General features: G+C 46.1%; 32 protein-coding genes and 5 pseudogenes. 22 read left to right on the top strand and 15 right to left on the bottom strand.

Translation table 11 applies throughout. From position 1 onward, the window contains the following. Positions 1–200 precede the first annotated feature (200 nt). Positions 201–368, top strand: a pseudogene (locus HBM92_RS13705) (NADP-dependent isocitrate dehydrogenase); the annotation flags it as partial. An 83-nt stretch (positions 369–451) separates the two neighbouring features. Here the strand turns inward: HBM92_RS13705 and HBM92_RS13700 are convergent. From HBM92_RS13700 to bluF, 4 genes are all read right to left on the bottom strand, one after another. Next, positions 452–577, bottom strand: a complete 126-nt coding sequence (locus HBM92_RS13700) for a hypothetical protein (RefSeq protein ID WP_001445545.1) — start codon at positions 575–577, stop codon at positions 452–454. Positions 578–629: 52 nt separating this feature from the next. Beyond that, entirely contained in the window at positions 630–1,034 is a 405-nt protein-coding gene (locus tag HBM92_RS13695) for a DUF1398 domain-containing protein (protein WP_000373104.1), read from the bottom strand. A gap of 220 nt (positions 1,035–1,254) precedes the next feature. Then, positions 1,255–1,986 carry a DNA-binding transcriptional repressor BluR gene (gene bluR, locus HBM92_RS13690; RefSeq protein WP_000332313.1) on the bottom strand — a complete coding sequence of 244 codons (732 nt, stop codon included), beginning with the start codon at positions 1,984–1,986 and terminating at the stop codon, positions 1,255–1,257. Positions 1,987–2,190: 204 nt separating this feature from the next. Next, positions 2,191–3,402 carry a blue light-responsive regulator BluF gene (gene bluF, locus HBM92_RS13685; RefSeq protein ID WP_001298110.1) on the bottom strand — a complete coding sequence of 404 codons (1,212 nt, stop codon included), beginning with the start codon at positions 3,400–3,402 and terminating at the stop codon, positions 2,191–2,193. Positions 3,403–3,715: 313 nt separating this feature from the next. On the opposite strand from bluF, the gene ycgZ reads away from it, so the two are divergent. The 9 genes and pseudogenes from ycgZ to HBM92_RS25825 all read left to right on the top strand — a co-directional run. Further along, on the top strand, positions 3,716–3,952 hold the full coding sequence (ycgZ, locus tag HBM92_RS13680; protein WP_000554153.1) for a regulatory protein YcgZ: 237 nt from the start codon (positions 3,716–3,718) through the stop codon (positions 3,950–3,952). A 42-nt stretch (positions 3,953–3,994) separates the two neighbouring features. Then, positions 3,995–4,267, top strand: a complete 273-nt coding sequence (locus tag HBM92_RS13675; protein WP_000858013.1) for a hypothetical protein — start codon at positions 3,995–3,997, stop codon at positions 4,265–4,267. Positions 4,268–4,295: 28 nt separating this feature from the next. Further along, a complete protein-coding gene (gene ariR, locus HBM92_RS13670) occupies positions 4,296–4,562 on the top strand; it encodes a biofilm/acid-resistance regulator AriR (protein WP_000888771.1) in 267 nt (88 codons plus the stop codon). Between the two features lie 112 nt (positions 4,563–4,674). Further along, complete coding sequence (gene ymgC / locus HBM92_RS13665; RefSeq protein WP_001065750.1) at positions 4,675–4,923, top strand: protein YmgC; 249 nt, start codon at positions 4,675–4,677, stop codon at positions 4,921–4,923. A 297-nt stretch (positions 4,924–5,220) separates the two neighbouring features. Continuing rightward, positions 5,221–6,114, top strand: a pseudogene (locus HBM92_RS13660) (cyclic diguanylate phosphodiesterase); the annotation flags it as partial. Between the two features lie 131 nt (positions 6,115–6,245). Next, on the top strand, positions 6,246–6,464 hold the full coding sequence (gene ymgF, locus HBM92_RS13655) for a cell division-associated protein YmgF (RefSeq protein WP_001065862.1): 219 nt from the start codon (positions 6,246–6,248) through the stop codon (positions 6,462–6,464). 397 nt (positions 6,465–6,861) lie between these two features. After that, positions 6,862–7,041: a hypothetical protein gene (locus HBM92_RS25835; protein ID WP_001304450.1), complete on the top strand. Its 180-nt coding sequence runs from the start codon at positions 6,862–6,864 to the stop codon at positions 7,039–7,041. 303 nt (positions 7,042–7,344) lie between these two features. After that, on the top strand, positions 7,345–7,707 hold the full coding sequence (locus HBM92_RS25830) for a hypothetical protein (protein WP_001327168.1): 363 nt from the start codon (positions 7,345–7,347) through the stop codon (positions 7,705–7,707). Positions 7,708–7,750: 43 nt separating this feature from the next. Next, positions 7,751–8,380 (top strand): annotated as a pseudogene (locus HBM92_RS25825) (autotransporter outer membrane beta-barrel domain-containing protein); the annotation flags it as partial. 57 nt (positions 8,381–8,437) lie between these two features. Here the strand turns inward: HBM92_RS25825 and HBM92_RS13640 are convergent. Genes HBM92_RS13640 through HBM92_RS13630 form a run of 3 tightly spaced genes read right to left on the bottom strand, consistent with a single transcriptional unit; the run spans position 8,438 to position 9,296 of the window. Further along, on the bottom strand, positions 8,438–8,773 hold the full coding sequence (locus HBM92_RS13640) for a YmgD family protein (protein WP_000979977.1): 336 nt from the start codon (positions 8,771–8,773) through the stop codon (positions 8,438–8,440). A 3-nt stretch (positions 8,774–8,776) separates the two neighbouring features. Continuing rightward, positions 8,777–9,121 (bottom strand): YMGG-like glycine zipper-containing protein, encoded by a 345-nt coding sequence (locus tag HBM92_RS13635; RefSeq protein WP_000726974.1) that lies wholly within the window; start codon positions 9,119–9,121, stop codon positions 8,777–8,779. Position 9,122: 1 nt separating this feature from the next. Then, a complete protein-coding gene (locus tag HBM92_RS13630; RefSeq protein ID WP_000120038.1) occupies positions 9,123–9,296 on the bottom strand; it encodes a hypothetical protein in 174 nt (57 codons plus the stop codon). Positions 9,297–9,396: 100 nt separating this feature from the next. Here HBM92_RS13630 and HBM92_RS13625 point away from each other — a divergent pair, with 100 nt between their 5' ends. The 3 genes and pseudogenes from HBM92_RS13625 to HBM92_RS13615 all read left to right on the top strand — a co-directional run. Continuing rightward, positions 9,397–9,582: a hypothetical protein gene (locus HBM92_RS13625; RefSeq protein ID WP_001336711.1), complete on the top strand. Its 186-nt coding sequence runs from the start codon at positions 9,397–9,399 to the stop codon at positions 9,580–9,582. Next, a complete protein-coding gene (locus HBM92_RS25365) occupies positions 9,543–9,662 on the top strand; it encodes a hypothetical protein (protein WP_001131456.1) in 120 nt (39 codons plus the stop codon). Before HBM92_RS13625 ends, HBM92_RS25365 begins: the two co-directional genes overlap by 40 nt. A 34-nt stretch (positions 9,663–9,696) precedes the next feature. After that, a pseudogene (locus HBM92_RS13615) lies at positions 9,697–10,040 on the top strand (autotransporter outer membrane beta-barrel domain-containing protein); the annotation flags it as partial. A gap of 372 nt (positions 10,041–10,412) precedes the next feature. Here HBM92_RS13615 and minE read toward each other — a convergent pair. Genes minE through minC form a run of 3 tightly spaced genes read right to left on the bottom strand, consistent with a single transcriptional unit; the run spans position 10,413 to position 12,214 of the window. Beyond that, complete coding sequence (gene minE, locus HBM92_RS13610) at positions 10,413–10,679, bottom strand: cell division topological specificity factor MinE (protein ID WP_001185665.1); 267 nt, start codon at positions 10,677–10,679, stop codon at positions 10,413–10,415. Between the two features lie 3 nt (positions 10,680–10,682). Beyond that, on the bottom strand, positions 10,683–11,495 hold the full coding sequence (gene minD / locus HBM92_RS13605) for a septum site-determining protein MinD (RefSeq protein ID WP_000101055.1): 813 nt from the start codon (positions 11,493–11,495) through the stop codon (positions 10,683–10,685). Between the two features lie 23 nt (positions 11,496–11,518). Next, on the bottom strand, positions 11,519–12,214 hold the full coding sequence (minC, locus tag HBM92_RS13600; RefSeq protein WP_000072533.1) for a septum site-determining protein MinC: 696 nt from the start codon (positions 12,212–12,214) through the stop codon (positions 11,519–11,521). 519 nt (positions 12,215–12,733) lie between these two features. Between minC and HBM92_RS13595 the strand changes: the two genes are divergently transcribed. Beyond that, on the top strand, positions 12,734–13,102 hold the full coding sequence (locus HBM92_RS13595) for a YcgJ family protein (protein WP_001056851.1): 369 nt from the start codon (positions 12,734–12,736) through the stop codon (positions 13,100–13,102). 119 nt (positions 13,103–13,221) lie between these two features. Here the strand turns inward: HBM92_RS13595 and pliG are convergent, their stop codons facing one another. After that, complete coding sequence (gene pliG, locus HBM92_RS13590) at positions 13,222–13,623, bottom strand: g-type lysoyme inhibitor PliG (RefSeq protein ID WP_000693755.1); 402 nt, start codon at positions 13,621–13,623, stop codon at positions 13,222–13,224. A 241-nt stretch (positions 13,624–13,864) separates the two neighbouring features. Between pliG and HBM92_RS13585 the strand changes: the two genes are divergently transcribed. The 3 genes from HBM92_RS13585 (at position 13,865) to HBM92_RS13575 (ending at position 15,427) form a co-directional block, all read left to right on the top strand. Further along, positions 13,865–14,158 carry a YcgL domain-containing protein gene (locus HBM92_RS13585; RefSeq protein WP_001295992.1) on the top strand — a complete coding sequence of 98 codons (294 nt, stop codon included), beginning with the start codon at positions 13,865–13,867 and terminating at the stop codon, positions 14,156–14,158. Between the two features lie 71 nt (positions 14,159–14,229). Next, positions 14,230–14,889 (top strand): fumarylacetoacetate hydrolase family protein, encoded by a 660-nt coding sequence (locus HBM92_RS13580; RefSeq protein WP_000284277.1) that lies wholly within the window; start codon positions 14,230–14,232, stop codon positions 14,887–14,889. Between the two features lie 91 nt (positions 14,890–14,980). Further along, positions 14,981–15,427, top strand: a complete 447-nt coding sequence (locus HBM92_RS13575) for a YcgN family cysteine cluster protein (RefSeq protein ID WP_001339583.1) — start codon at positions 14,981–14,983, stop codon at positions 15,425–15,427. Positions 15,428–15,633: 206 nt separating this feature from the next. On the opposite strand, the pseudogene hlyE reads toward HBM92_RS13575, so the two are convergent. Next, positions 15,634–15,960: pseudogene (hlyE, locus tag HBM92_RS13570) on the bottom strand (hemolysin HlyE); the annotation flags it as partial. A gap of 259 nt (positions 15,961–16,219) precedes the next feature. On the opposite strand from hlyE, the gene HBM92_RS13565 reads away from it, so the two are divergent. Then, a complete protein-coding gene (locus tag HBM92_RS13565) occupies positions 16,220–16,639 on the top strand; it encodes a translesion error-prone DNA polymerase V autoproteolytic subunit (protein WP_000897380.1) in 420 nt (139 codons plus the stop codon). Continuing rightward, a complete protein-coding gene (gene umuC / locus HBM92_RS13560; RefSeq protein WP_000457597.1) occupies positions 16,639–17,907 on the top strand; it encodes a DNA polymerase V catalytic protein in 1,269 nt (422 codons plus the stop codon). The genes HBM92_RS13565 and umuC overlap by 1 nt, the downstream gene beginning before the upstream one ends. 44 nt (positions 17,908–17,951) lie before the next feature. Here the strand turns inward: umuC and dsbB are convergent, their stop codons facing one another. Both dsbB and nhaB read right to left on the bottom strand, forming a co-directional pair. Continuing rightward, positions 17,952–18,482 carry a disulfide bond formation protein DsbB gene (gene dsbB / locus HBM92_RS13555; RefSeq protein ID WP_000943452.1) on the bottom strand — a complete coding sequence of 177 codons (531 nt, stop codon included), beginning with the start codon at positions 18,480–18,482 and terminating at the stop codon, positions 17,952–17,954. Between the two features lie 145 nt (positions 18,483–18,627). After that, positions 18,628–20,169 carry a Na(+)/H(+) antiporter NhaB gene (gene nhaB / locus HBM92_RS13550; protein WP_000406402.1) on the bottom strand — a complete coding sequence of 514 codons (1,542 nt, stop codon included), beginning with the start codon at positions 20,167–20,169 and terminating at the stop codon, positions 18,628–18,630. A gap of 221 nt (positions 20,170–20,390) precedes the next feature. Here nhaB and fadR point away from each other — a divergent pair, with 221 nt between their 5' ends. Continuing rightward, the gene (fadR, locus tag HBM92_RS13545) at positions 20,391–21,110 is read left to right on the top strand and encodes a fatty acid metabolism transcriptional regulator FadR (RefSeq protein WP_000234823.1); all 720 of its coding nucleotides are present in this window, start codon (positions 20,391–20,393) and stop codon (positions 21,108–21,110) included. Between the two features lie 162 nt (positions 21,111–21,272). On the opposite strand, the gene HBM92_RS13540 is transcribed toward fadR, so the two are convergent. Then, positions 21,273–22,805, bottom strand: a complete 1,533-nt coding sequence (locus HBM92_RS13540; RefSeq protein WP_000190855.1) for a SpoVR family protein — start codon at positions 22,803–22,805, stop codon at positions 21,273–21,275. Positions 22,806–23,134: 329 nt separating this feature from the next. On the opposite strand from HBM92_RS13540, the gene dadA reads away from it, so the two are divergent. Further along, positions 23,135–24,433, top strand: a complete 1,299-nt coding sequence (dadA, locus tag HBM92_RS13535; protein WP_001266908.1) for a D-amino acid dehydrogenase — start codon at positions 23,135–23,137, stop codon at positions 24,431–24,433. A 9-nt stretch (positions 24,434–24,442) separates the two neighbouring features. Further along, positions 24,443–25,513, top strand: coding sequence for a catabolic alanine racemase DadX (dadX, locus tag HBM92_RS13530; RefSeq protein WP_000197877.1), 1,071 nt, complete (start codon positions 24,443–24,445; stop codon positions 25,511–25,513). Positions 25,514–25,567: the final 54 nt, after the last annotated feature.

Below are 25,567 nucleotides of genomic sequence, written 5' to 3'. Positions count from 1 at the left end.
TGCAAGGCCACACATGTATTGAGATGTTAATAAAATGTAGACTTGTAATTTTGATATAAATGGTAGAGAAAATCTTTCCCCAAAATAAAAACGAACGTCAATGAAATCAAACGGTTGAATAAAGTTGATTTTGGCTAATACAAAGACAAGAAAATAATATTTATGATTAAATATCAGCGAGTTGAATACATAATTTTTATATACTGCTGCGCCACATGGGGTGGGTTGAAGCGGCTGACTTAATTGTTAAAGGTATGGAAGGCGCAATCAACGCGAAGACCGTAACCTATGACTTCGAACGTCTGATGGAAGGCGCTAAACTGCTGAAATGTTCAGAGTTTGGTGACGCGATCATCAAGAACATGTAATCTCTACATGTGTTAAATATTGAAACGGGCGTATAACACGCCCGTTGTTTTTATAAATATGTTAACCGTTATAAAATAACGTATCAAAAGTCAAGTGAACACATTTCAAATATCAATTTGATCGTATTGGTCTGGTGATTATTTATGGGGAGCAATAAAAAGACAGTATTAATCATCCATAGGGATAGTCTCTGCACTTTTATTTCCATTATGCTAATGCCTTACTGAATTATGAAGCATTTTTTAAGCTCCCAACTTTAGCTAGATTAATGGTTTATTATTTTCTACATCTTCAATATATAAAAGCGTATTATCAATGGCGTAGTAACTGCGTTTGTTATGATTAACATCAGTAACCCACCGGAAAACGCCTGCGCCTGCCAGTGTTGAACAGTATTCCCGAAATGTAGATTTTCCGCGAATATGAAGCAATGCGGCCTCTTTTATTTTAGCTGGGTTCTTGGTCGTACTAACTTTTAACAGGTTCCTGGTTCCTCTTAATAACAAAACCGTGTCATCGTGAGTAATAATTCTGATGTTATCCGTAGCCAGATAATAAATGTAATGTGCAATACGGTGATGTTTTAATTCTGAATAAAACCAGGAGAAGTTTTGCTCTTTTCTCACTTGCTCAAACATCTTTTGAAAAACAACGACCTGATCCATCAGGATAATAACCTCTTGTTAGGTGTGAGACTGCGTAGTGTGCACGATCGGTTTTACCACTTCAATCTGGTCTGTCCTTTGGCTGTGATATGTACAAAGTGTGAAAGGGGGATTACCTGAATTCTCCCGGTGGGCATTTTGCAACGGACCAGCTCCGCTACAAACGCTGGTGTGGGTTCAGATTATAACATTCTGTCTAAGGGGCGGGATAAAGGTGAATTTAGGGGGCATGAAAGATGACTTTATAACCTTGCTCACCCCAGTGTTGTAAAAGTTCGTTTTGCCTTCTCGTTGGTGCCATGCCTGTCCAGACAATCAATGTTTGCGTTGGGAACAGTTCCGGGCGCGGCGATTCAATGGGATCAGCAAGAACAGAAATGTGCCATCCTGACAATGATAAACGCCATGCTTCCAGCCACAATCGTGCTCTCTCTTCAACATTCCACGCCATCAGAATGGCCTCTTTACCGGGCTTACGGCGCATTTCGAAAAGTAAGGCCGCTGCGTATTCAATTAATGCGCCGTCAAACATACTGCTCATAATGCGGGAGGTGTTGTGATCAAGCACGAGACGCTGGCGAACAGGAAGGTAAACATGATTAATCAATTGATCTACTGGGTACTCTCGACCCAGTGAAATAATTCGCGCGCGTAGTTTGGCTGGATTAGCCATACGAAGAATTGACATCATCTCTTCTTGCAGGCGGCTCCAGTCATCTTGCGTATCCTGGCTGGTAGTTTCCAGTAATGCTTTAACTTTGCCTACAGGAACGCCATTACTTATCCAACGCTTGATCTCTTCGATGCGTTGTATGTCTTCTTCATCAAAGAGTCGGTGTCCGCCTTCACTGCGCTGTGGTTTTAACAAACCGTAGCGGCGTTGCCAGGCCCGGAGAGTGACAGGATTAATCCCGCAACGTTCAGCAACATCACCAATGCTGTAATAAGCCACAATTCCTCCTTGCGGTCATAAATCTCCGTCGCCTCTACACGACCCAATAATACTTTGTACAATATACGCTGAAATTGTACAAAGTATAAATAAGATTTCAGCTAAATTGGATGAAACATTATTTTTAATGTGGATTAAATTAAAACATAACGTATTCATTTTCACGATGATTTCCAGAAATCATGCGAAATAATGTGCTGAAAATTATTTTTTCTCCGGCCACGCAACTGAAGGGATACCATTCAATTTAGCTTTGGAAAACAGATCTCCCTGAAACATCTCAATTCCTGCAGATTCAAGCCACATCCACTCTTCTGGTGTTGCCACGCCCATAGCAGAGACTTGAATTTCAAGTGATGTACAGCATTTCATGATCGCCTGAATAATTGCCTGCCGTGGTCCGCTTTTATGAACATTGGTAATCAATTCCTGACTGATTTTAATTCTGTCAGGCTGGAAGCGTGACAGGAGTAACAAACCAGCAAAACCTGCGCCAAAATGATCAATTGCTACACTGATACCGGCCGCCTTTAGCGATTTAACCGCTTCGGCAAACTCATCAAACCGAGATATGACTTCACTTTCAGTAAATTCAACGATGATTTGTTCAGGTACCAGAGCATTGGCCTTTATTTCATCAAGTAAAAAAGAGACTGCGTCAGGTTTGTTAACCAGGGTCATAGGTAATAGATTGATTGAAATCATTTTATCACCGAGCTTAAGTGCGTGTGCCATCGCAAATGCAAGCGCCTTACTTTTGAGATCCGCTGTGTAGATTTCCTCGTCTTTACGCTGCCCAACCGCTATAGCTGACGGGCTGTCTTCATTTTTTTGCACAATGGCTTCAAAAGCGATTATCCGCCGCGATAAAGGGTCGACAATAGGATGAAAGGCAAAGTGGTCGTTTATATTTGATGAAAGGGTACAAGAATCAAGTTCTTTATCAGATCCGTCAGCGATAAAAAGCCAGGAGTCTTCAGCAGGAATCTCGAAATAGGTTGATTGTTCAGTTGCAAGGACAAAAGTACGAAAAAATTGTAGCGCTCTGTCATCATAAGTTAGCTGAAATTTTGATGTGCCTTTGTCGAATACGGCCTGTAAAACGTCATCTCGCTCGTGCAGGCGTAAATCAAATAATTCCATTCCTGCTTTGCCAAAACGGCGAGCAGGCGCGTAATCGCACAACAGTTCAACAATATTATAGTGCCGTGGATCCTGGCATATGGCCCGATATATCATTTGAACCTGTTCTTCCGGACCTTCCAGAAGCTGGAAAAAATGAGAACCATTAAACAGTAAGATCCCTGTTACGTCAGACCGCATGTTCCTGCGATTTGCTATCGAAACCATTTCTTCAATTTTTTTGACAGGTTCGTCGCCACGTATATGGCTACGATAAATAAGGGTGGTAAGCATTAACAATCCAGGGTAATGGGCGAGGCGAGAGTAAGACGGTAACAGACATATCTTCTTGTGTCTTTCTTTTAATACCAAAACATAACCGTTTCTTTACATTGATAAAAAGTGGAAAAGGTTGAAGACGGTTTGGCGAAAAAACCTGTATAGGTTGTCATTTAAATGATGCAATATGTTTTATCGTAATGCATTGTTTTATATGAATTAGCACTAATTGCGAAAAATTAATTTATCATTCTGTACACATATTTCGTACAAGTTTGCTATTGTTACCTCACTTAACATTGATTAACATTTTTAACAGAGGCGTAGCATGCATCAAAATTCAGTGACTTCAGATTCTGCAGGAGCAATCACTCGTTACTTTGCAAAAGCTAACTTGCCTACTCAGCAGGAAACTCTCGGGGAAATTGTGACTGAGATTTTGAAAGATGGACGTAATCTGAGTCGAAAGTCGCTTTGTGCCAAACTTCTTTGCCGGCTGGAACAAGCGACAGGGGAAGAGGAACAGAAACATTATAATGCACTAATTGGGTTGCTTTTTGAATAATGCAACAGCCTGATTATTTAACAGGTTAGCTATGAAGTCGTTATGAAGACATCTGATAATGAAAGTATAAAATATGAAATTACTGGCCAGGCGGTGCTCCAGATACTGCGCATGAAGATAAATTTTTCGTTGCAGACTCTTATTAAGCAATTACTCGTAATGAAATCGGCTGAGGAAAATACTTTCCGACGAGATTTAATTGACAGCATAATTCGTGATTTTAGCAACAGTGATACAGGAGGGCCAAACCGAAGAACAGCGATAGCTGACAATAAAAGTATGTTCACTGGTAAGAAAATAAACAGAATACATTAAAATTTCATAAGTAAGATGAGAGGTTACCATGCTTGAAGATACTACTATTCATAATGCAATATCTGATAAAGCGTTATCAAGTTACTTTCGTAGTTCAGGTAATTTGTTAGAAGAAGAGTCTGCTGTGTTAGGGCAGGCTGTGACCAATTTAATGCTTTCAGGCGATAATGTTAATAATAAAAATATTATCTTAAGTCTGATACACTCCCTGGAAACAACAAGTGATATTCTCAAAGCTGATGTGATTAGAAAAACACTGGAAATCGTGTTGCGATACACAGCTGATGATATGTAACTTTTAATTATAAAGTATAAGTTTATAGAAAACTCATTCATCTTATTTTTGTCTGTCGCTTTAGACTATACACAGCATAATTTTATTGGATCACTATTCCTGCGAGGCTGACATGAATAATTCAATCCCAGAGAGATTTATTTTTCAATGTGCTTTGTTTAAAAATCTCGAGAGGGAGGTGTTCATGACACATGGATATGTTGATAGTCATATTATTGCTCAGGCTTTACGCTTGCGTTTAAAAGATGAGACCAGTGTTATTCTTTCTGATCTCTATCTGCAAATCTTGCAGTACATTGAAATGCATAAGACTACACTAACGGATATCATTATTAATGACAGGGAATCTGTGCTCTCTTAAAACTTGAGTAAGGTTTTTGAATAAACATCAGCTGTATCACTATGCTGATGCAAAGTGAGCATTTCAGGCGTTATGCTTTCTTAATATATCCGCAATATCAGAGGGCAAACAGGAATGGAGAGCGCTCGTTTTCCATTCTTGACGCCTGATATCCCGCCTAATTTGTTTAATTCTGCCTACATTGTGCTAAAAAATTAATAGGCTAGATGAAGTTGGAGAAAATTTTATCTTCGGCGTGGATATTTGTGATGCTCTCTACCATGCTCTCTGTAGACCCCTGCGCGAGCGAATGAACGTCTCTTTAGCTTCTACAGACTTATCGATAAAGGCTTTGGGATTTTGATATTTATTCTGTTAATCGCCTGCGCCGCTGCCTTCCTGCTTGATAGGTATTTCAATAAAAGCGCAACGCCTGAAGAGATCCTGCGACGGGCTATAAATAATGGGGAGATCGTCCCTTTTTACCAACCTGTGGTAAATGGTCGGGAAGGGACATTGCGGGGAGTTGAGGTGTTAGCCCGCTGGAAACAACCTCACGGTGGATATATATCACCCGCGGCATTTATTCCACTTGCTGAAAAATGCGGATTAATCGTTCCGCTTACGCAAAGCCTGATGAATCAGGTTGCCAGACAGATGAACGCTATCGCGAGTAAACTGCCGGAAGGTTTTCATATTGGGATTAATTTTAGCGCCTCGCATATTATTTTGCCGACGTTTGTCGACGAGTGCTTAAATTACCGTGACAGTTTTACCCGCCGCGATTTAAACCTTGTTCTGGAAGTCACCGAGCGTGAGCCATTAAATGTTGATGAAAGTCTGGTTCAGCGGTTGAACATTCTGCATGAAAATGGTTTTGTCATCGCGCTGGATGATTTCGGTACTGGTTACTCAGGGCTTTCTTATCTGCATGACCTGCATATTGATTATATCAAAATTGATCACAGTTTCGTTGGCCGCGTCAACGCAGACCCAGCATCAACCCGAATTCTGGATTGTGTATTGGATCTGGCGCGTAAACTTTCGATCAGTATCGTCGCTGAAGATGTCGAAACGAAAGAACAATTTGACTATCTGAACCAAAATAATATCACATTTCAGCAGGGTTATTATTTCTATAAACCTGTTACATACATCGACCTGGTCAAGATTATCCTTTCTAAACCGAAGGTGAAGATTGTGGTTGAGTGAAAATTGATCAGCAAGGCCATGGTGCGGTGTAATTATAGACAGCTAATTAGCTCGTTGCCTCTTGTTACTATTGTTCATTCTTTTGTTTGCTATAATTGTGTGAAAGTTTTGACTGGATTGCCATTAGTAGCATGAACAATAGTAATAATCTGGATTATTTCACTCTCTATATCATCTTTTCCATTGCATTTATGCTGATCACTCTCCTGGTCATCCTTATTGCAAAACCCAGCACCGGGCTGGGAGAAGTGCTTGTGACGATAAATTTGCTTAATGCCCTGGTTTGGCTGGCGATCAATCTGGTTAATCGATTAAGGGAAAGACTCGTCAGCCACAGGGATCAGCACTAATCTTTCAGTTTCTCACTGCCAGTATGCGGCTGAATGGGTTGCTGGCAGTGAACCCCTGGATCATTGAAGGAAAGGAATTATTGCACAAATAGTTGTCAACCCTGGTGTTATCACAGTTGTTTTATATATCAGTGAAATAATTTCCATGGCAACTGTTGATAATTTTGATGTCGAAGAGTTATTTGTTAAACAAAATAGTTACCCCAAAGTGATCAATGTCATGAAAATAAGCTAAAAATGATAATGCTGGCTTATTTATCATTTAAATATTGTCGCTGTTTATCTATTTAAATTTCTTGTGCTTTTGTTTTTATCTTTGCCTTCCGTTTTGGTAATCTGAACTCATAGGTTATTTGACCAGGAATGTTTGTTAATCCAATGAATGGATGGTTAATCTATGAAACTGAAAAAACTCCCCGGATTTAGTTTAGGACTTATTGCTCTGGCGGTGGGTAATGCATATGTAACACAATTGTTGGATATTTATAGTATAATTTCCTATATAACCGATGAAGAATCACCGATTGAAATCAAAAATAATACTTCTACAAGTAATGGGGAGTATCTAATCACTTAAGACGAAAGCCATGCTGTGAAAGTGGATGACGGTGTAACTGGATATATACATAATGCCAGTGTGATGACTAGTGGTGATGGATCTTATGGTATTTCTGTTGATAGCCAAAACAAAGTATTATATATAAGCGATAGCAATATTAAGACGCTCTGAAAGCGTATCTGACAAAGAAAATGGAGGGATAACAGCCAGCGCAGTAGTCAGTGAATTTGGTGGCACCATCGTTATGAATGGTGATAATTCAGTCGAGACGAGGGGGCATATTCAGCGGGACTTTTAAGTCAGATTAATGATTCTGGGACTGTGGAAAATAACACCAGTCTTGAAACCACAGATAAAACGAACATTGTTACCTATGGGGAAAATGCAGTAGGAGTTCTTGCATGTTCAAGTCCTGGAGAGTCTCGAACATGTGTCGATGCTGTAGATGATGAAGTTTGTGATTCTAACAGTTACGAAGTTATTAGCCGTGCTGATTTAAAAATGAATGGTGGTTCCATAACAACTAATGGTATTAATAGCTATGGTGCTTATGCTAATGGGAAAAAAGCATATATTAATTTAGATTATGTGGTGCTTGAAACTGTGGCTGATGGAAGTTATGCAGTTGCTATTCGACAAGGTAACATTGATATAAAAAAGTTCTATTACAACAAATGGCACTAAAGCCCCCATTGCAAAAATATACAATGGTAGAGAGTTATTTTTTTCCAATGTCACTTCAGAATCAACAGAAACGCCTACCCCCGTCCTGCGACCCGAAGCTGGCAGTTACGTCGCCAACCTGGCAGCCGCTAACACTCTTTTTGTTATGCGTCTGAACGATCGTGCAGGTGAAACGCGCTATATCGATCCTGTAACTGAACAGGAGCGTTCAAGCCGATTTTGGCTACGTCAAATTGGCGGGCATAATGCCTGGCGTGACAGCAACGGACAGTTGAGAACGACCTCGGCACAGGCCATCTGGATGGGCGTCGATCATAATGTGCACACGGAAGCCAATGGCTCACGTATTGAGAATGACGCAAATAACAATATCCAGACCCGACTTGGTTTCCACACCTTTATTCGTACTCAGGAGAAAAACAGCGGTCCGCACGGTGACGACTTTGAACCTTTTGTTGAAATGAACGGGATCCATAACAGTAAAGATTTTGCTGTCTCAATAAACGGTGTGAAAGTTGAACAAGCCGGGGCGCGTAATCTGGGGGAAATTAAACATGGCGTAAATGGCAATCTGAATCCTGCGGCCAGCGTCTGGGGTAATGTGGGCGTGCAGCTGGGTGATAATGGCTACAATGACAACGCAATGATGGTGGGCCTGAAATATAAGTTCTGATCCCGCCATTAGCTAAAAAACCGCGTCGAATTCATCGACGCGGTAACATATGAAATATTATTTTTTGCCGATAGCACGCATGGTGTCATCAATTGCCGTGATCAACAGCATTTGCGGATCTTTAGCGCAAACCTGATTCAGTTTTTCTACCACTTTGGCGCTCAGTTCCGGAGATTGCTCAATTTTTAAATCACGGCTGGCAACGCTGGCATTACCCATTACCGCAACAATTTCTGCAACCTGTGCGCTGTCAGTTTTTGCCATTTCGTTGGCTTCTGCGCAAGTAATATAGGTTTCTGATGGCAAACCGTTCTTAATATTGTAGTCCTGCGCCCAGGTCATTGGTGCGAAAACAAACAGACCCGCCAGTAAAGCAAATTTTTTCATCATCATTCCTTATTTCATTTTACCCAGAATTGCACCACCCGTACCGCCAATCACGGCACCTTTAATCGCCCCTTCGAGGCCATTGCCGGTCAGAACGCCAGTGACAGCACCAACGGCGGCACCCACTTTTGCACCTTTACGCGCATTTTTACCATCGCGGCCTTTTTCTGTTACTGCACCAACACCAGCGCCAACAGCTGCACCTTTCAGTACGCCATTAACACCATTGCCAGTAAGTAAACCAACGCCTGCACCTAGCAATGCACCTTTCGTGGTGCGATTCATATCCGCCATTGCTGGCGTGGAGCAGAACAATGCTGAGATAAGCCCGAAGGCGAGTATTTTTTTCTTCAACTTAGTTGTCCGGTATTAAGTAAGTTGCACACACAATAATTTCGTCTTCAATTAAGATCTGCTTAACTAAAGAACGCTCGCTATTATTCAGATAATTCAAAATGAGCGTGACTGTGATGATAGGAATTATGTTTTTTACGGGAATGAGAATAATCTCAAATAAGAAATAACTCATTGATTGACAATATTTTTATTCAAGAAGTGTCATTGGCTGTTAATACAATGTTGTAAAGGTAAGATAATCTGATTTATCAATATTATTGTGTGATTGTTATGTGAGCAGAAGATATTCATTAGCAACGATTACATTAGTCATTTTATTTTGTGGACGGCCTCATTGTCGAAAAATAAGCGTACGACAGTATTATCAGAACAGAGTGATTTTTTATCCAACAACACTTCAGCGCACTGCGTTTAAAAAATACCTCTTTCTTATACGGGATATCATCATTTCATCATGATGTCTTTGATGAGCGGTGAACACAATACATTTGCGCTGTCTCTTCAGGATGAATCCCCTGGTCTGGTGCCTGCGGGCTGATGTTGCAGCAGAGCTAAGGTCACTTAGACGCTACTATCATTTATCCAATGCATGGAATCGAAATCAGTCGATACCCGCAGTATATATCGTGAACTGGGCGCAACGCTGAGTTACAACATGCGTCTGGGGAACGGTATGGAAATTGAACCCTGGCTGAAGGCGGCTGTGCGCAAAGAATTTGTCGATGATAATCGAGTGAAAGTGAATAGTGACGGTAATTTTGTCAATGATTTGTCGGGCAGACGTGGAATATACCAGGCAGGTATTAAAGCCTCATTCAGCAGTACGTTAAGCGGGCATCTCGGGGTGGGGTATAGCCGTGGTGCCGGTGTGGAGTCCCCGTGGAATGCGGTGGTCGGTGTGAACTGGTCGTTCTGACCATCAACGATTAAACTGCGTTTCGGCGCTGTTTTTGTTTACCGGGTGCTAAAAGGGAAAATTCTGGGGCAAAAAAAAGCCCGTCAGTTACGGCGGGAAACCTCATCCTATGGGAGAACAATGAATAATGAAATTGCGGGGTTATCATCTCCCAGGATACCCATGCTAACGATAAGGTTATTTACTCAACCAGGCGTAAACATTTTGTTCTGTGCGTGGGAACAGCCTTAAGGTGTAAAGGGGGAGGGGGAAATAGCAATGAATAGTATCAGCAAGAATACTCGCCGCTTTACCACAACGTGGATGAGAGGGATGAAAAACTCAAGGCAGAGATGACTCTGCCTTGAAGATAAATGCGCTTTTACAGGGGGCTTATTTCAGCTCTTCTGCTTCCGGTAAGGTCACGTTCAGCTCAAGAATAGAAATATCGCCATCTTTTTGCTCAAGCTGTACGGTTACCATCTCAGGATCAATTTGTACATATTTACAAATGACCTCAAGAATATCTTTACGCAACTGCGGCAGATAATGCGGTTCTGCATCGCTGCGACGGCGTTCAGCAACAATAATCTGCAACCGTTCTTTTGCAATGTTGGCTGTGTTTTTCTTCCGCGAGAGAAAGAAATCGAGTAATGCCATAACTTATCCTCCGAACAAGCGTTTGAGGAAGCCTTTCTTCTCTTCTTCAATGAAGCGGAAAGGACGTTCTTCTCCCAACAGACGTTCTACGGTATCTGCGTAGGCTTTACCCGCATCGGCGTTAATGTCGAGAATGACCGGTTCACCCTGGTTAGAGGCGCGCAATACTGATTGATCCTCTGGGATCACGCCGACGAGTTTGATGCGCAGGATCTCCAGCACATCTTCCATGCTCAGCATGTCACCTCTGCTTACGCGGCCTGGGTTATAGCGCGTTAACAGTAGGTGCTCTTTAATCGGCTCTTCGCCATTTTCTGCGCGGCGTGATTTCGACGCCAGAATGCCTAAAATACGGTCAGAGTCGCGTACTGAGGAGACTTCCGGGTTGGTGGTAATAATGGCTTCGTCTGCAAAATAGAGTGCCATTAACGCACCGGTTTCAATCCCTGCCGGGGAGTCACAAACGATAAATTCAAAATCCATCGCTTTCAGATCATCAAGAACTTTGGCGACCCCTTCACGGGTGAGGGCATCTTTATCGCGAGTTTGCGATGCCGGAAGAATATAGAGATTTTCAGTACGTTTATCTTTAATTAACGCCTGGTTTAGCGTTGCATCGCCCTGAATGACGTTGACGAAATCGTAAACGACCCGGCGTTCACAACCCATAATCAGGTCGAGATTACGCAGGCCGATATCAAAATCTATCACGACAGTTTTCTTTCCCTTCTGGGCCAAACCAGTGGCGATGGCCGCGCTGGAGGTTGTCTTACCAACACCCCCTTTGCCCGAAGTAACAACAATAATGCGTGCCATAGAAATTCCTTGTTAAAAAGGGATCAATTTAACGGTTGAACGGTCAAAGCGTTTTCGACTAACTGCAGTCGTGCCGCTTTGCCATAAAATTCTGCTGGGATTTGATCACTCAGCCAGTATTCACCTGCGATGGACACCAGTTCCGCCATCAGGTTCGTACAAAATATTTGCGTTTCCCGGTCACCACTTGCCCCTGCCAGCGCACGACCGCGCATCATGCCATAGACATGAATGTTACCATCGGCAATCAATTCGGCCCCTGCGCTAACGTGGCTTGTAACAATCAGATCACATTGTGGAGCATAAATACGCTGACCGGAACGCACTGGGGTATCAATTAAACGCGTTTTTGTGACCGGCGTTGTATTTTGCGCTGGAGCCTGCGGTGCGGGAGCTGGACGCGGCGCTTTTTCCTTTCCTTCCGTCAGGATAGGCAGCCCCATCTTTTCAATTTCGGCTTTAAGTTGCGCATCTTTGCAGCCACTTACGCCAATAACCCGCAAACCGGTTGCCGAAACCGCCTTATGCATCGCTGACCAGTTTACCGGGGCTTCCAGTGCACTGACGTTGAGTACAACGGGGGCATGTTTTAAAAATGCGGGGGCCTGAGCGATTTTGTCTTCCAGCGCCTGATGGATAACCTTAGGTTCTGCCTCATGCAGATGAACCACAGATAAAGTGAAGCTACTGCCTTTAAGCTCGATTGGCGTGTTTGACATCCTGGCCTTACTCAATTAGCTATTAATCATCGCCAGCGCGCGATGATGTTCCGAAGACTATAAGGCATGTTATAGTCTGGATTATATTGAGGCAAGTCACCCTCCCATTTATTCAGAGTAAAAGTCTATTCTGTGATAAATGGCGCTGATTCATAGCTTAAAAAATACCCTTGTCAATCAACCCATTGCCGTCGTACTTTTGATTGTTCTTATTTACGCTTCCTTTTTCCGCACCCTAATCGTGACAGCATCTTCAGACCTGTTTAAATATCCAGTGTTGAGGCGAGTGTATTTTTTCACCACGCCAGGCTTTCTTAACTTTCCATTTTTTGCAGCATCATTAAAGAACAGATACCCGTTATCTTAATATCCGCCACAGAATTGCTCTATCATAGAAACCGCAGAAGACGTCTGATACTTCTGTCAGGTCATCGTAACTCGTCCAGGTCAGCGGTTTTGATTACGGATTGATGATGAAATGAGCATAAGTGTTGTACGGTTGGATTATCAGGATGTGCTATGAATATGATGCGTATTTTTTATATCGGATTGTCAGGTGTGGGGATGATGTTCTCATCAATGGCGTCTGGAAATGACGCTGGCGGGCTTCAATCTCCTGCGTGTGGCGTTGTTTGCGACCCGTATATTTGTGTGAGTTCAGATGGCATTTCCCCAGAGTTAACAAGGAAATATCTCGGCGAAAAAGCCGCTGAAAACTTACAATCATTACAAGGCTACGATCCCAGCGAATTTACATTCTCTAACGGTGTATTTTGCGATGTTAAAGAAAAATTATGTCGTGATGATCGTTATTTTGGTGTGGATGGTAAGCGGAGTGGAAAAATCAATCAAACCACCACAAAGATGTTATTTATGTGTCGTGAGTGATGTCTTGTTTACATTATGTTCTATTCGGCATTGTCTGCTATTCGTCATTAACCTATTAAGCGACAGAGAGGAGTGGGGCGTTAACGTTTATGACGGGGAGAGTCCCCGTCGGTTGATATTTACTTAATTTGAATATCGACGTTATATTTTTTAGTTTTGTTTTTACGGGCGTCGTTTCGGGTTTGCAGCACTCGCAGCTCATATTTGCCAGAAGCAGGGAGTGAGTATTGTCCGTGACTATCGAGTTCTGGGGAATATCTGGATAAATCAACAGAATCATCGATTCCTGGCCCGAAGAGGTAAGTATCAGCGCCTTCATTAGAGATACTCACGTGCACTTTCTGACCTTTTTTGGCATAGAAGGTATATGTATCGTAATCGTATCCCTTTATTTCGCCGGAGTACTGAGCGCTGCTATGGCCTTTTCTGAACTCAACATTGACATTCTTACCCGCAGCAAAGCTCGTGGAGGTTAGCAGTGCAAGCAACAATACAGCCTTACTGATGCCCTTAATTTTCATTGGTAGTCTCCTGTTCAGAATGAGTACGATGAACTGTTATAATATAACAATCCTTCACGGGAGAATTCCAGTGGCTTTCCTGTGTTCGGTTAAATCCCGGCGCGGCATTTTTGCCGGGGGGATTACTTATAAAGGGGGCATGGACTGAACAAACCGTAGAAATCTACAGCTGGCTGGCTTGTGGCGCGGGTTTCATTGATGTTAGCTTATGCCAAAACCTGGCATCTTAAAGAGTAAAAGTATGTTTTGTGTGATTTATCGAAGCAGCAAGCGTGACCAGACCTATTTATATGTCGAAAAAAAAGACGATTTTTCGCGTGTTCCTGAGGAACTGATGAAAGGTTTTGGTCAGCCTCAGTTAGCGATGATTCTTCCGCTGGATGGGCGGAAGAAACTGGTCAATGCCGATATTGAAAAGGTTAAACAGGCATTAACCGAGCAAGGTTACTATTTGCAGTTACCGCCACCACCCGAAGATTTGCTGAAGCAACATCTTTCCGTCATGGGGCAGAAAACAGACGACACGAACAAATAACCGATATCCGGCGGTGGCATTATCTTTGTCGGCGCGGGTTTTCATATCCACGATAAGGTGAGGGGAACGTTATGTATCAACATCACAACTGGCAAGGTGCGCTGCTGGATTATCCGGTGAGTAAAGTAGTCTGTGTTGGCAGTAACTATGCCAAACATATTAAAGAGATGGGCAGCGCAGTACCCGAAGAGCCAGTGCTGTTTATTAAACCAGAAACGGCACTGTGCGATCTGCGGCAGCCATTGGCGATCCCATCCGATTTCGGTTCAGTTCATCATGAAGTCGAACTGGCGGTGTTGATTGGCGCGACGCTGCGTCAGGCTACGGAAGAGCATGTCCGCAAAGCCATTGCCGGTTACGGCGTGGCGCTCGATCTGACATTGCGTGATGTTCAGGGAAAAATGAAGAAAGCCGGGCAGCCGTGGGAAAAGGCCAAAGCGTTTGATAACTCTTGTCCGCTTTCCGGGTTTATTCCCGCGGCGGAGTTTACCGGCGACCCGCAAAATACAACGCTGGGCCTGAGCGTAAACGGCGAGCAACGCCAGCAAGGTACGACTGCGGACATGATCCATAAAATCGTTCCGCTGATCGCTTATATGAGCAAGTTTTTTACCCTCAAGGCCGGTGACGTTGTGCTGACAGGCACGCCTGATGGTGTCGGCCCGTTGCAAAGCGGTGATGAGCTGACAGTCACTTTCGATGGGCATTCTTTGACAACTCGCGTTTTGTAATACTTTTTGCCGCCTGAAAGCGGCGGCAAAACTTGCATCGCTGTGCCAGACTGGTTATAAGGTGCGTTTTAACGTAATGGCGGAACACCTGATGAGCGATGTACCTTTCTGGCAAAGTAAAACCCTGGACGAAATGAGCGATGCGGAATGGGAGTCGTTGTGTGATGGTTGCGGTCAGTGTTGCCTGCATAAACTGATGGATGAAGACACCGACGAAATCTACTTCACTAACGTCGCCTGTCGCCAGCTCAATATTAAAACCTGTCAATGTCGGAACTACGAACGTCGTTTCGAGTTTGAACCCGACTGCATTAAATTAACCCGTGAAAATCTGCCAACATTCGAATGGCTGCCAATGACCTGCGCTTATCGTTTGCTGGCGGAAGGTAAAGGTTTACCTGCGTGGCATCCGCTACTTACTGGTTCGAAAGCGGCAATGCATGGTGAACGTATCTCTGTGCGTCATATCGCAGTGAAAGAATCAGAAGTGATTGACTGGCAGGATCATATCTTAAATAAACCTGACTGGGCGCAGTGATAAATTTAATAGATGTTGATGGGGGCTTTCTTAATATACGTCTGGATGCTCGCCATTTTGTAGCCCTGTTTTTGAAAGCGCTCTGTCATAATGAGAGTTACCCGATACTTTATTATCAACAGGTAACTCTCAATCTTTAAAAAACGTCTGTATTTTTAAATGTGATAAATTTTATACCTTGAGTACATAGAGAGAATAATCGCTTATCAGACTTCAGGTATCTCAAAGAGTGTCTTCTTACCGTGTCTTTTCTGATACTCATTACAGGTGTTAATCATTTTTTGGGCCGCTTCTTTTAGTAAAGAAAGCATTAAATCATCATAATCAACGTAGAATCTGGTTGTTTCAGTTTCCGTTTTTATCACCCCGATGGCGGCTATTTCGGTAGTTAATTTCAATTTGGCGGCATCGATATCTTTATTCGCTTGTTTAACCGTGTTAGACAGGGTGGTAAAGAAACTCAGCGCAGATTTTAACTTGTTCTTCAATTCTGGAATCAGTTTCCCTTCAACTACGCCCGCAGCAATAGAACACAGTTTCTTGATGCCGTCATCCAGTACCTTAATGAGAATGCCTTTCTGGGCGAATGCTTCGATTCTATTTTAAACCAGGTGATATTTTTCCTTTCTGCTGGATGGACGCTGTCGCAAGAAGGCCGCGTGAGCACAGGATAAGAGAACGAAAAATCAGCAGTCTATGCAGCGACAAATATTGATAGCCTGAATCAGTATTGATCTGCTGACAAGAACAGACTACTGTATATAAAAACAGTATAGCTTCAGGCAGATTATTATGTTGTTTATCAAGCCTGCGGATCTCCGCGAAATTGTGACTTTTCCGCTATTTAGCGATCTTGTTCAGTGTGGCTTTCCTTCACCGGCCGCAGATTACGTTGAACAGCGCATCGATCTGAATCAACTGTTGATCCAGCATCCCAGCGCGACTTATTTCGTCAAAGCAAGTGGTGATTCTATGATTGATGGTGGGATTAGTGACGGTGATTTACTGATTGTCGATAGCGCTATTACCGCCAGCCATGGTGATATTGTCATCGCTGCTGTTGACGGTGAGTTTACGGTGAAAAAATTGCAACTACGCCCGACGGTACAGCTTACTCCTATGAACAGTGCGTACTCGCCCATTACCATCAGTAGCGAAGATACGCTGGATGTCTTTGGTGTGGTGATCCACGTCGTTAAGGCGATGCGCTGATGTTTGCCCTCTGTGATGTAAACGCGTTTTATGCCAGCTGTGAGACGGTGTTTCGCCCTGATTTATGGGGTAAACCGGTGGTTGTGCTATCGAATAATGACGGTTGCGTTATCGCCCGAAACGCTGAGGCAAAGGCGCTGGGCGTTAAAATGGGCGATCCCTGGTTCAAACAAAAAGATCTGTTTCGTCGCTGTGGCGTGGTTTGCTTTAGCAGCAATTATGAGCTTTACGCAGACATGAGTAATCGGGTGATGTCGACGCTGGAAGAACTATCGCCCCGCGTCGAGATTTACAGTATTGATGAGGCATTCTGCGATCTGACAGGTGTGCATAATTGTCGCGATCTGACTGATTTTGGCAGAGAAATTCGCGCAACGGTGCTACAACGTACCCATCTTACTGTTGGTGTGGGGATCGCCCAGACCAAAACGCTGGCTAAGCTTGCCAATTATGCGGCAAAAAAATGGCAGCGGCAGACGGGCGGGGTGGTGGATTTATCAAATCTGGAACGCCAGCGTAAATTAATGTCTGCTCTCCCCGTGGATGAAGTCTGGGGGATTGGACGGCGGATCAGCAAAAAACTGGACGCGATGGGGATCAAAACCGTTCTCGATTTGGCGGATTCAGATATCCGGTTTATCCGTAAACATTTTAATGTCGTGCTCGAAAGAACGGTGCGTGAACTGCGCGGTGAACCCTGTTTGCAACTGGAAGAGTTTGCACCGACGAAGCAGGAAATTATCTGTTCCCGCTCGTTTGGTGAACGCATCACGGATTATCCGTCGATGCGGCAGGCCATTTGTAGTTACGCTGCCCGGGCGGCGGAAAAACTTCGCAGCGAGCATCAATATTGTCGGTTTATCTCCACGTTTATTAAGACGTCACCATTTGCGTTCAATGAACCTTATTACGGCAATAGCGCATCGGTAAAACTGCTGACGCCCACTCAGGACAGCAGGGATATCATTAACGCCGCTACGCGATCTCTGGATGCCATCTGGCAAGCGGGCCATCGCTACCAAAAAGCGGGCGTGATGCTGGGGGATTTCTTCAGTCAGGGAGTCGCGCAGCTCAATTTATTCGATGACAACGCACCGCGCCCCGGGAGTGAGCAATTGATGGCGGTAATGGATACGCTGAATGCTAAAGAGGGCAGAGGAACACTCTATTTTGCCGGGCAGGGGATCCAGCAACAATGGCAGATGAAGCGTGCCATGCTTTCACCATGTTATACAACGCGAAGTTCTGATTTACTGCGGGTCAAATAAACATAGCGGCAGGAAAAAGCGCTCCCGCAGGAGCGCCGAATGGATTAGCGACCGAACAGGTCACGTTTTTTCGCTTTAAACGGCTGGGAAATCACCACCAGCACCGCGACAATCAGGTAAGCGATAAAAATACCGAGCAGCCACTGCGGCATTTCCAGACCTAAAAATTCCCACTGACGCTCGGCGCAATCGCCAGAGGCGACAAACACTTGCGGCACCCATTTATCCAGCGGCAGCCATTCCGGGAAACGAGCCATAAAATCACAGGTCGCAAACGGCGAAGGATAGAGCTGAAGCATGGTGTGCTCGTAAGTTAACTGCACACCGCGGAACGCACTATACAACCAGATAACCATCGCTACATAACGCAGCGGAGTTTTCGGGGCGATCGCGCCAATCAGCGCAGCACCCAGAACGCCGAATAACGCGCAGCGTTCATAAATACAGAGCACGCAAGGTTTCAGTAACATCACATGCTGGAACCACAGCGCCGTCAGTTCCAGTGCCAGAGCAGTAAACGCCATCAACAGCCATGCGCCCCGGCCTTGTGAACATTGGTTCAAAAATCGCAACATAATCATTTCCCTGCAATATGCATAGAGTGCGCAGTTTAAACCAATTCATTCGCTGCGCCACCAGGAGGCAGCAAAAATAGGACGCAATTGGACAATTATCGGGCGAAAAGGCAAACCGGGCATTTATATGCCCGGTAAGTTGTTATCAAAGCGTTGCTATCCAGCCCATTTGCATAAACCATTCGGTTACAGGAGCAAGCGTAAACTCGACGCAGAGCAGCCCGACGAGTGTCAGGACGAGGGTGTAAGGCAGGGCCATCCACACCATGCGGCCATAAGAGAGACGAATCAATGGCGCGAGTGCAGAGGTCAGCAGGAACAGGAACGCAGCCTGACCGTTCGGCGTAGCGACGGAGGGCAGATTGGTACCGGTATTAATGGCGACCGCCAGCAGCTCATATTGCTTCAACGTGATAGCGCCACTTTCCATTGCCGCTTTCGCTTCGTTGATATAAATCGTCCCCACGAAGACGTTATCCGAAATGGATGACAGCAGACCGTTGAAAATATAGAACAACGACAGCTGAGCATGTTCAGATGCCTGCAACACAAACTGAATAATCGGCGAAAACAGTTGTTGGTCGATAATCACCGCGACTACTGAGAAAAACACCGTCAACAGTGCGGTGAATGGCAGAGATTCGGTGAAGGCTTTACCGATAGCATGTTCATCGGTAACACCGGTCAATGATGTCGCCAGAATAATGACCGACAAACCAATCAAACCGACTTCTGCCAGATGCAGTGCCAGCGCAGTCACCAGCCAGACGCCGATAATCGCCTGGACAATCAGACGGATTTTATCCTGACGGGTACGCTGGTTGCGGCTTTGATCGTCAAACTGTTGCAGCACTTCGCGGACTTTCTCCGGCAGCGTTTCACCGTAGCCAAACCAACGCAGCTTCTCTACCAGCAGGCAGGTTAACAGGCCACAAATCAGAACCGGGACGGTCACCGGCGACATGCGCAGGAAGAAATCGCCAAAATGCCAGCCAGCCGCTTTAGCGATGATCAGGTTTTGTGGTTCGCCCACCATGGTCATCACGCCGCCTAATGCGGTGCCGACACCGGCATGCATCATCAGACTACGCAGAAAGCCACGGAACTGTTCCAGAACCACTTTGTAATGCTTGTCGATATGACTATCGTCTTGCAGGTCGGTATCTTCAGTACGGGAAGAGGCTACGCGGTGATAAATACCATAAAAACCGACTGCAACGCTGATCACCACCGCCACGACGGTTAAGGCATCGAGGAACGCGGAGAGGAACGCCGCCGCCACGCAAAAAGAGAGCGACAGCAGCATTTTGGAGCGAATACTTAACAGCAAACGGGTAAATATGAACAGCAACAGCTGTTTCATAAAATAGATACCCGCCACCATAAACATCAGTAACAGCAAGACTTCAAGATTTGCCGCCACCTCTTCACGGACGTGTTCCGCGCTGGTCATGCCGATGAATACTGCTTCGATAGCCAACAAACCACCGGGGAGCAGCGGGTAGCATTTCAGGGCCATAGCCAGAGTGAAAATAAATTCCGCTACCAGCAACCAGCCAGCGACGAAAGGGCTGATGAGGAAAATTAACGGATTTACGATTAAGAAAATGATGAGGGCGAGTTTGTACCAGTCGGGGGACTGGCCCAAAAAATTGCGCCATAGTGCGCGGCCCCAGGAGATCTCCATGATGGTTTCCCTTACCTTAGAAATAATCAATGATGTTTTTATGTTTAAACGCAAAGCTTAACGGTCAGACAGGAGTGAGGCAAGTCTTGATAGTCAAGGGGAAAGAGATGCAGAAAATGAAGCCTTGATCCCTTTTTTCTTCTTTTTGTCTTCTATCAGCGTAGTTAGCCCTCTGGTATGATGAGTCCAACTTTGTTTTGCTGTGTTATGGAAATCTCACTATGGTCATTAAGGCGCAAAGCCCGGCGGGTTTCGCGGAAGAGTACATTATTGAAAGTATCTGGAATAACCGCTTCCCTCCCGGGACTATTTTGCCCGCAGAACGTGAACTTTCAGAATTAATTGGCGTAACGCGTACTACGTTACGTGAAGTGTTACAACGTCTGGCACGAGATGGCTGGTTGACCATTCAACACGGCAAGCCGACGAAGGTGAATAATTTCTGGGAAACCTCTGGTTTAAATATCCTTGAAACACTGGCGCGACTGGACCACGAAAGTGTGCCGCAGCTTATTGATAATTTGCTGTCGGTGCGTACCAATATTTCAACTATTTTTATTCGCACCGCGTTTCGTCAGCATCCCGATAAAGCGCAGGAAGTGCTGGCAACCGCTAATGAAGTGGCCGATCACGCCGACGCCTTTGCCGAGCTGGATTACAACATTTTCCGCGGCCTGGCGTTTGCTTCCGGCAACCCGATTTACGGTCTGATCCTTAACGGGATGAAAGGGCTGTATACGCGCATTGGTCGTCACTATTTCGCCAATCCGGAAGCGCGCAGTCTGGCGCTGGGCTTCTATCACAAACTGTCGGCGTTGTGCAGTGAAGGCGCACACGATCAGGTATATGAAACAGTGCGTCGCTATGGGCATGAGAGTGGCGAGATTTGGCACCGGATGCAGAAAAATCTGCCGGGTGATTTAGCCATTCAGGGACGATAATCCTTCCAGACGGATGACAAACGTATAATTGCCTGATGCGCTACGCTTATCAGGCCTACGTGTTTTTTTGCAATGTATTGAATTTGCGATACTTTGTAGGCCGGATAAGGCATTTACGCCGCATCCGGCAAAAATGAGTCCTCCTCAAACGAGGAGGACTATTTACAGATTTCCCATTCTCGGCGGGCAACGTTCCAGCAACTCGACGCTGCCGTCTTCGTTTTGCTGTTCCAGCATCACATCAAATCCCCACAGGCGATGCACATGCTTCAGCACTTCTTTGCGCCCCCGATCCAGCGGTGCGCGATTATGTGGGATGTAACGCAGCGTCAGCGAACGGTCGCCGCGCAAATCCACGTTCCAGATCTGAATATTCGGCTCCAGATTACTTAAGTTATATTGCGACGATAACCGGTTACGGATTTCCCGATAACCTTCTTCATTATGAATAGCGGAAATCTCCAGATAATTATGCCGATCATCATCCAGCACGGTGAAGAAGCGGAAATCACGCATCACTTTCGGTGACAGGAACTGGCTGATAAAACTCTCATCTTTGAAATCACGCATCGCGAAATGCAGCGTTTCCAGCCAGTCGGAACCGGCGATATCCGGGAACCAGTATTTGTCTTCTTCCGTTGGCGACTGACAAATCCGTTTAATATCCTGGAACATGGCAAACCCGAGGGCATACGGGTTGATGCCGCTGTACCACGGGCTGTTATAGGGCGGCTGGAAGACCACATTGGTGTGGCTGTGCAAGAACTCCAGCATAAAACGTTCCGTTACTTTCCCTTCATCATACAGATGGTTAAGGATGGTGTAGTGCCAGAAGGTCGCCCAGCCTTCGTTCATCACCTGAGTCTGTTTTTGCGGATAAAAATACTGGCTCACCTTACGCACAATACGCAGGATTTCACGCTGCCATGATTCCAGCAGTGGCGCATTTTTCTCCATAAAATAGAGCAGGTTTTCTTGTGGTTCGGACGGATAGCGGCGCGCTTCAGCAACCGTTTTCTCTTCCTCGCGCTTCGGCAGGGTACGCCAGAGCATATTGACCTGACTTTGCAGATACTCTTCGCGACTCTTCTGCCGGGCTTTCTCTTCTTGCAGCGAGATTTTTTGCGGGCGTTTGTACCGGTCCACGCCGTAGTTCATCAGCGCGTGGCACGAGTCCAGAAGCCGTTCTACTTCATCAACGCCATAACGTTCTTCGCACTCGGTAATATATTTACGGGCAAAAATCAGATAATCGACAATCGAACTGGCGTCGGTCCAGCTACGGAATAAGTAATTGTTTTTGAAGAAAGAGTTATGCCCATAGCAGGCATGAGCCATCACCAGCGCTTGCATGGTAATGGTGTTCTCTTCCATCAGGTAAGCGATACACGGGTTAGAGTTAATGACGATTTCATAGGCCAGTCCTTGCTGACCGTGCTTATACAGCCGTTCAGTCTCGATAAACTTTTTACCGAATGACCAGTGCGGATAGTTAATTGGCATGCCGACGCTGGAGTAGGCATCCATCATCTGTTCTGAGGTTATCACTTCAATCTGGTGCGGGTAGGTATCCAGCCGGTAGAGTTTCGCCACCCGGTCTATCTCTGCCAGATAAACATCCAGCAGGTCGAACGTCCAGTCGGGTCCATCGCTCAAACGTGTGGTGTCCTTATTCATAGAATCGATCGTCGCCATACGCGCACCTCATTGTTGTCGGCGCTCTCTGTGTGGAGCACCTCATTTCAAGCATAGAACACCTGTTAAAAACCGCGTCGCCGGAGAATTTTTTTCTTTGCGATTTCTTATTATCAGAGTGCCACTAATCCGCTTCTGAACGGAATTTTATGCTGGATAAAAAGGGCGTTCAGCAGGAGATACTAAAGACGCCATATTGCCGCAGAGTCAGGGAGATGTGAGCCAGCTCACCATAAAAAAGCCGTATGTTGAATAATATTTTCAACTGAGTTATCAAGATGTAATTAGATTATTATTCTTTTACTGTATCTACCGTTATCGGAGTGGCTATGCGAGTTGTCATACTGGGAAGTGGTGTGGTAGGCGTTGCCAGCGCCTGGTACTTAAATCAGGCAGGACATGAGGTCACCGTCATTGATCGGGAGCCGGGGGCCGCCCTGGAAACCAGTGCCGCGAATGCCGGGCAAATCTCCCCCGGATATGCTGCACCGTGGGCGGCACCAGGTGTGCCTTTAAAAGCGATTAAATGGATGTTCCAGCGCCATGCGCCGCTGGCGGTTCGTCTCGACGGTACGCAGTTCCAGTTGAAATGGATGTGGCAAATGTTACGTAACTGCGACACCAGCCACTATATGGAAAACAAAGGGCGGATGGTGCGTCTGGCGGAATACAGCCGTGATTGCCTGAAAGCATTGCGCGCCGAAACCAATATTCAGTATGAAGGGCGTCAGGGTGGGACGCTGCAACTGTTCCGTACTGAACAACAGTATGAAAACGCGACCCGCGATATCGCCGTGCTGGAAGATGCTGGCGTACCGTATCAGCTGCTGGAATCCAGCCGCCTGGCGGAAGTGGAGCCCGCGCTGGCAGAAGTGGCGCACAAACTGACGGGCGGCCTGCAACTGCCCAATGATGAAACCGGAGACTGCCAGCTGTTTACCCAGAATCTGGCGCGGATGGCGGAGCAGGCGGGGGTTAAATTCCGCTTTAATACGCCCGTTGACCAACTGCTTTGCGACGGCGAGCAAATTTACGGCGTGAAGTGTGGTGATGAAGTGATTAAGGCCGATGCGTATGTGATGGCGTTTGGTTCTTACTCGACGGCGATGCTCAAAGGCATTGTTGATATTCCGGTGTATCCGCTGAAAGGCTACTCGCTGACTATTCCGATTGCGCAGGAAGATGGTGCGCCGGTGTCTACTATCCTTGATGAAACCTACAAAATCGCCATTACCCGTTTCGATAACCGCATTCGTGTTGGCGGAATGGCGGAAATTGTTGGCTTTAACACCGAGCTGTTGCAACCGCGTCGTGAAACGCTGGAGATGGTGGTTCGCGATCTCTATCCACGCGGCGGTCATGTTGAGCAGGCGACTTTCTGGACTGGCCTGCGCCCGATGACGCCAGACGGCACGCCGGTTGTCGGGCGTACACGCTTTAAAAATCTGTGGCTGAATACCGGTCACGGCACGCTCGGCTGGACGATGGCTTGCGGTTCCGGTCAGTTGTTAAGCGATCTGCTCTCGGGGCGCACGCCAGCGATCCCGTATGAAGATCTAAGCGTAGCGCGCTACAGCCGTGGATTTACGCCATCACGCCCGGGCCATTTACATGGCGCACACAGCTAAGGAAACGAGATGACCCGTCCGATACAGGCCAGCCTCGATCTGCAGGCATTAAAACAGAATCTGTCCATTGTCCGCCAGGCCGCGCCGTACGCGCGCGTCTGGTCGGTGGTAAAAGCGAACGCTTACGGGCACGGTATTGAGCGTATCTGGAGCGCGCTCGGGGCCACCGATGGCTTTGCATTGCTTAATCTGGAAGAGGCAATAACGTTACGTGAGCGCGGCTGGAAAGGACCGATCCTGATGCTGGAAGGATTTTTCCATGCTCAGGATCTGGAGATTTATGACCAGCACCGCCTGACCACCTGCGTACACAGCAACTGGCAGCTCAAAGCACTGCAAAATGCGCGGCTAAAAGCACCGTTGGATATTTATCTTAAAGTGAACAGTGGGATGAATCGGTTGGGCTTCCAGCCCGATCGCGTGCTTACCGTCTGGCAGCAGTTGCGGGCGATGGCGAATGTTGGCGAAATGACCCTGATGTCGCATTTTGCCGAAGCGGAACATCCTGATGGAATTTCCAGCGCGATGGCGCGTATTGAGCAGGCGGCGGAAGGGCTGGAGTGTCGGCGTTCGTTGGCCAATTCGGCGGCGACTCTGTGGCACCAGGAAGCGCATTTTGACTGGGTTCGGCCTGGTATTATTTTGTATGGCGCTTCGCCGTCCGGTCAGTGGCGTGATATCGCCAATACCGGATTACGTCCGGTGATGACGCTAAGCAGTGAGATTATTGGTGTCCAGACGCTAAAAGCGGGCGAGCGTGTGGGCTACGGCGGTCGCTATACTGCGCGCGATGAACAGCGAATCGGCATTGTCGCCGCAGGATACGCCGACGGTTATCCGCGCCACGCGCCTACCGGTACCCCTGTTTTAGTGGACGGCGTTCTCACCATGACGGTGGGGACAGTCTCGATGGATATGCTGGCGGTCGATTTAACGCCTTGCCCGCAAGCGGGTATTGGTACGCCAGTTGAGCTGTGGGGCAAGGAGATCAAAATTGATGATGTCGCCGCCGCTGCCGGAACGGTAGGCTATGAGTTGATGTGCGCGCTGGCGTTACGCGTCCCGGTTGTGACGGTGTAACTTGTTATCGCTGGATGCGACCAGCGTCGTATCCAGCGTTATAAAACACATTAA

Source organism: Escherichia sp. E.sYA108, from assembly GCF_011754335.1.
GTDB lineage: Bacteria > Pseudomonadota > Gammaproteobacteria > Enterobacterales > Enterobacteriaceae > Escherichia > Escherichia coli.
The sequence above is the reverse complement of the archived record's forward strand: the minus strand, read 5'-3'. Positions and strand labels throughout refer to the sequence as shown.

What these genes read in the sequence shown, in the direction of transcription:
- ariR (WP_000888771.1), top strand. Translation starts at nt 4,296, where the DNA reads ATGCTTGAAGATACTACTATTCATAATGCAATATCTGATAAAGCGTTA.
- pliG (WP_000693755.1), bottom strand. Translation starts at nt 13,623, where the DNA reads ATGAAAATTAAGGGCATCAGTAAGGCTGTATTGTTGCTTGCACTGCTA.
- HBM92_RS13695 (WP_000373104.1), bottom strand. Translation starts at nt 1,034, where the DNA reads ATGGATCAGGTCGTTGTTTTTCAAAAGATGTTTGAGCAAGTGAGAAAA.
- HBM92_RS13595 (WP_001056851.1), top strand. Translation starts at nt 12,734, where the DNA reads ATGAATATGATGCGTATTTTTTATATCGGATTGTCAGGTGTGGGGATG.
- HBM92_RS25835 (WP_001304450.1), top strand. Translation starts at nt 6,862, where the DNA reads ATGAAACTGAAAAAACTCCCCGGATTTAGTTTAGGACTTATTGCTCTG.
- minC (WP_000072533.1), bottom strand. Translation starts at nt 12,214, where the DNA reads ATGTCAAACACGCCAATCGAGCTTAAAGGCAGTAGCTTCACTTTATCT.
- HBM92_RS13640 (WP_000979977.1), bottom strand. Translation starts at nt 8,773, where the DNA reads ATGATGATGAAAAAATTTGCTTTACTGGCGGGTCTGTTTGTTTTCGCA.
- HBM92_RS13540 (WP_000190855.1), bottom strand. Translation starts at nt 22,805, where the DNA reads ATGGCGACGATCGATTCTATGAATAAGGACACCACACGTTTGAGCGAT.
- HBM92_RS13675 (WP_000858013.1), top strand. Translation starts at nt 3,995, where the DNA reads ATGAAGACATCTGATAATGAAAGTATAAAATATGAAATTACTGGCCAG.
- HBM92_RS13575 (WP_001339583.1), top strand. Translation starts at nt 14,981, where the DNA reads ATGAGCGATGTACCTTTCTGGCAAAGTAAAACCCTGGACGAAATGAGC.
- dsbB (WP_000943452.1), bottom strand. Translation starts at nt 18,482, where the DNA reads ATGTTGCGATTTTTGAACCAATGTTCACAAGGCCGGGGCGCATGGCTG.
- bluF (WP_001298110.1), bottom strand. Translation starts at nt 3,402, where the DNA reads ATGCTTACCACCCTTATTTATCGTAGCCATATACGTGGCGACGAACCT.
- ymgF (WP_001065862.1), top strand. Translation starts at nt 6,246, where the DNA reads ATGAACAATAGTAATAATCTGGATTATTTCACTCTCTATATCATCTTT.
- ycgZ (WP_000554153.1), top strand. Translation starts at nt 3,716, where the DNA reads ATGCATCAAAATTCAGTGACTTCAGATTCTGCAGGAGCAATCACTCGT.
- minD (WP_000101055.1), bottom strand. Translation starts at nt 11,495, where the DNA reads ATGGCACGCATTATTGTTGTTACTTCGGGCAAAGGGGGTGTTGGTAAG.
- HBM92_RS13565 (WP_000897380.1), top strand. Translation starts at nt 16,220, where the DNA reads ATGTTGTTTATCAAGCCTGCGGATCTCCGCGAAATTGTGACTTTTCCG.
- nhaB (WP_000406402.1), bottom strand. Translation starts at nt 20,169, where the DNA reads ATGGAGATCTCCTGGGGCCGCGCACTATGGCGCAATTTTTTGGGCCAG.
- HBM92_RS13630 (WP_000120038.1), bottom strand. Translation starts at nt 9,296, where the DNA reads ATGAGTTATTTCTTATTTGAGATTATTCTCATTCCCGTAAAAAACATA.
- umuC (WP_000457597.1), top strand. Translation starts at nt 16,639, where the DNA reads ATGTTTGCCCTCTGTGATGTAAACGCGTTTTATGCCAGCTGTGAGACG.
- dadX (WP_000197877.1), top strand. Translation starts at nt 24,443, where the DNA reads ATGACCCGTCCGATACAGGCCAGCCTCGATCTGCAGGCATTAAAACAG.
- fadR (WP_000234823.1), top strand. Translation starts at nt 20,391, where the DNA reads ATGGTCATTAAGGCGCAAAGCCCGGCGGGTTTCGCGGAAGAGTACATT.
- dadA (WP_001266908.1), top strand. Translation starts at nt 23,135, where the DNA reads ATGCGAGTTGTCATACTGGGAAGTGGTGTGGTAGGCGTTGCCAGCGCC.
- HBM92_RS13700 (WP_001445545.1), bottom strand. Translation starts at nt 577, where the DNA reads ATGGAAATAAAAGTGCAGAGACTATCCCTATGGATGATTAATACTGTC.
- minE (WP_001185665.1), bottom strand. Translation starts at nt 10,679, where the DNA reads ATGGCATTACTCGATTTCTTTCTCTCGCGGAAGAAAAACACAGCCAAC.
- HBM92_RS13585 (WP_001295992.1), top strand. Translation starts at nt 13,865, where the DNA reads ATGTTTTGTGTGATTTATCGAAGCAGCAAGCGTGACCAGACCTATTTA.
- HBM92_RS13580 (WP_000284277.1), top strand. Translation starts at nt 14,230, where the DNA reads ATGTATCAACATCACAACTGGCAAGGTGCGCTGCTGGATTATCCGGTG.
- ymgC (WP_001065750.1), top strand. Translation starts at nt 4,675, where the DNA reads ATGAATAATTCAATCCCAGAGAGATTTATTTTTCAATGTGCTTTGTTT.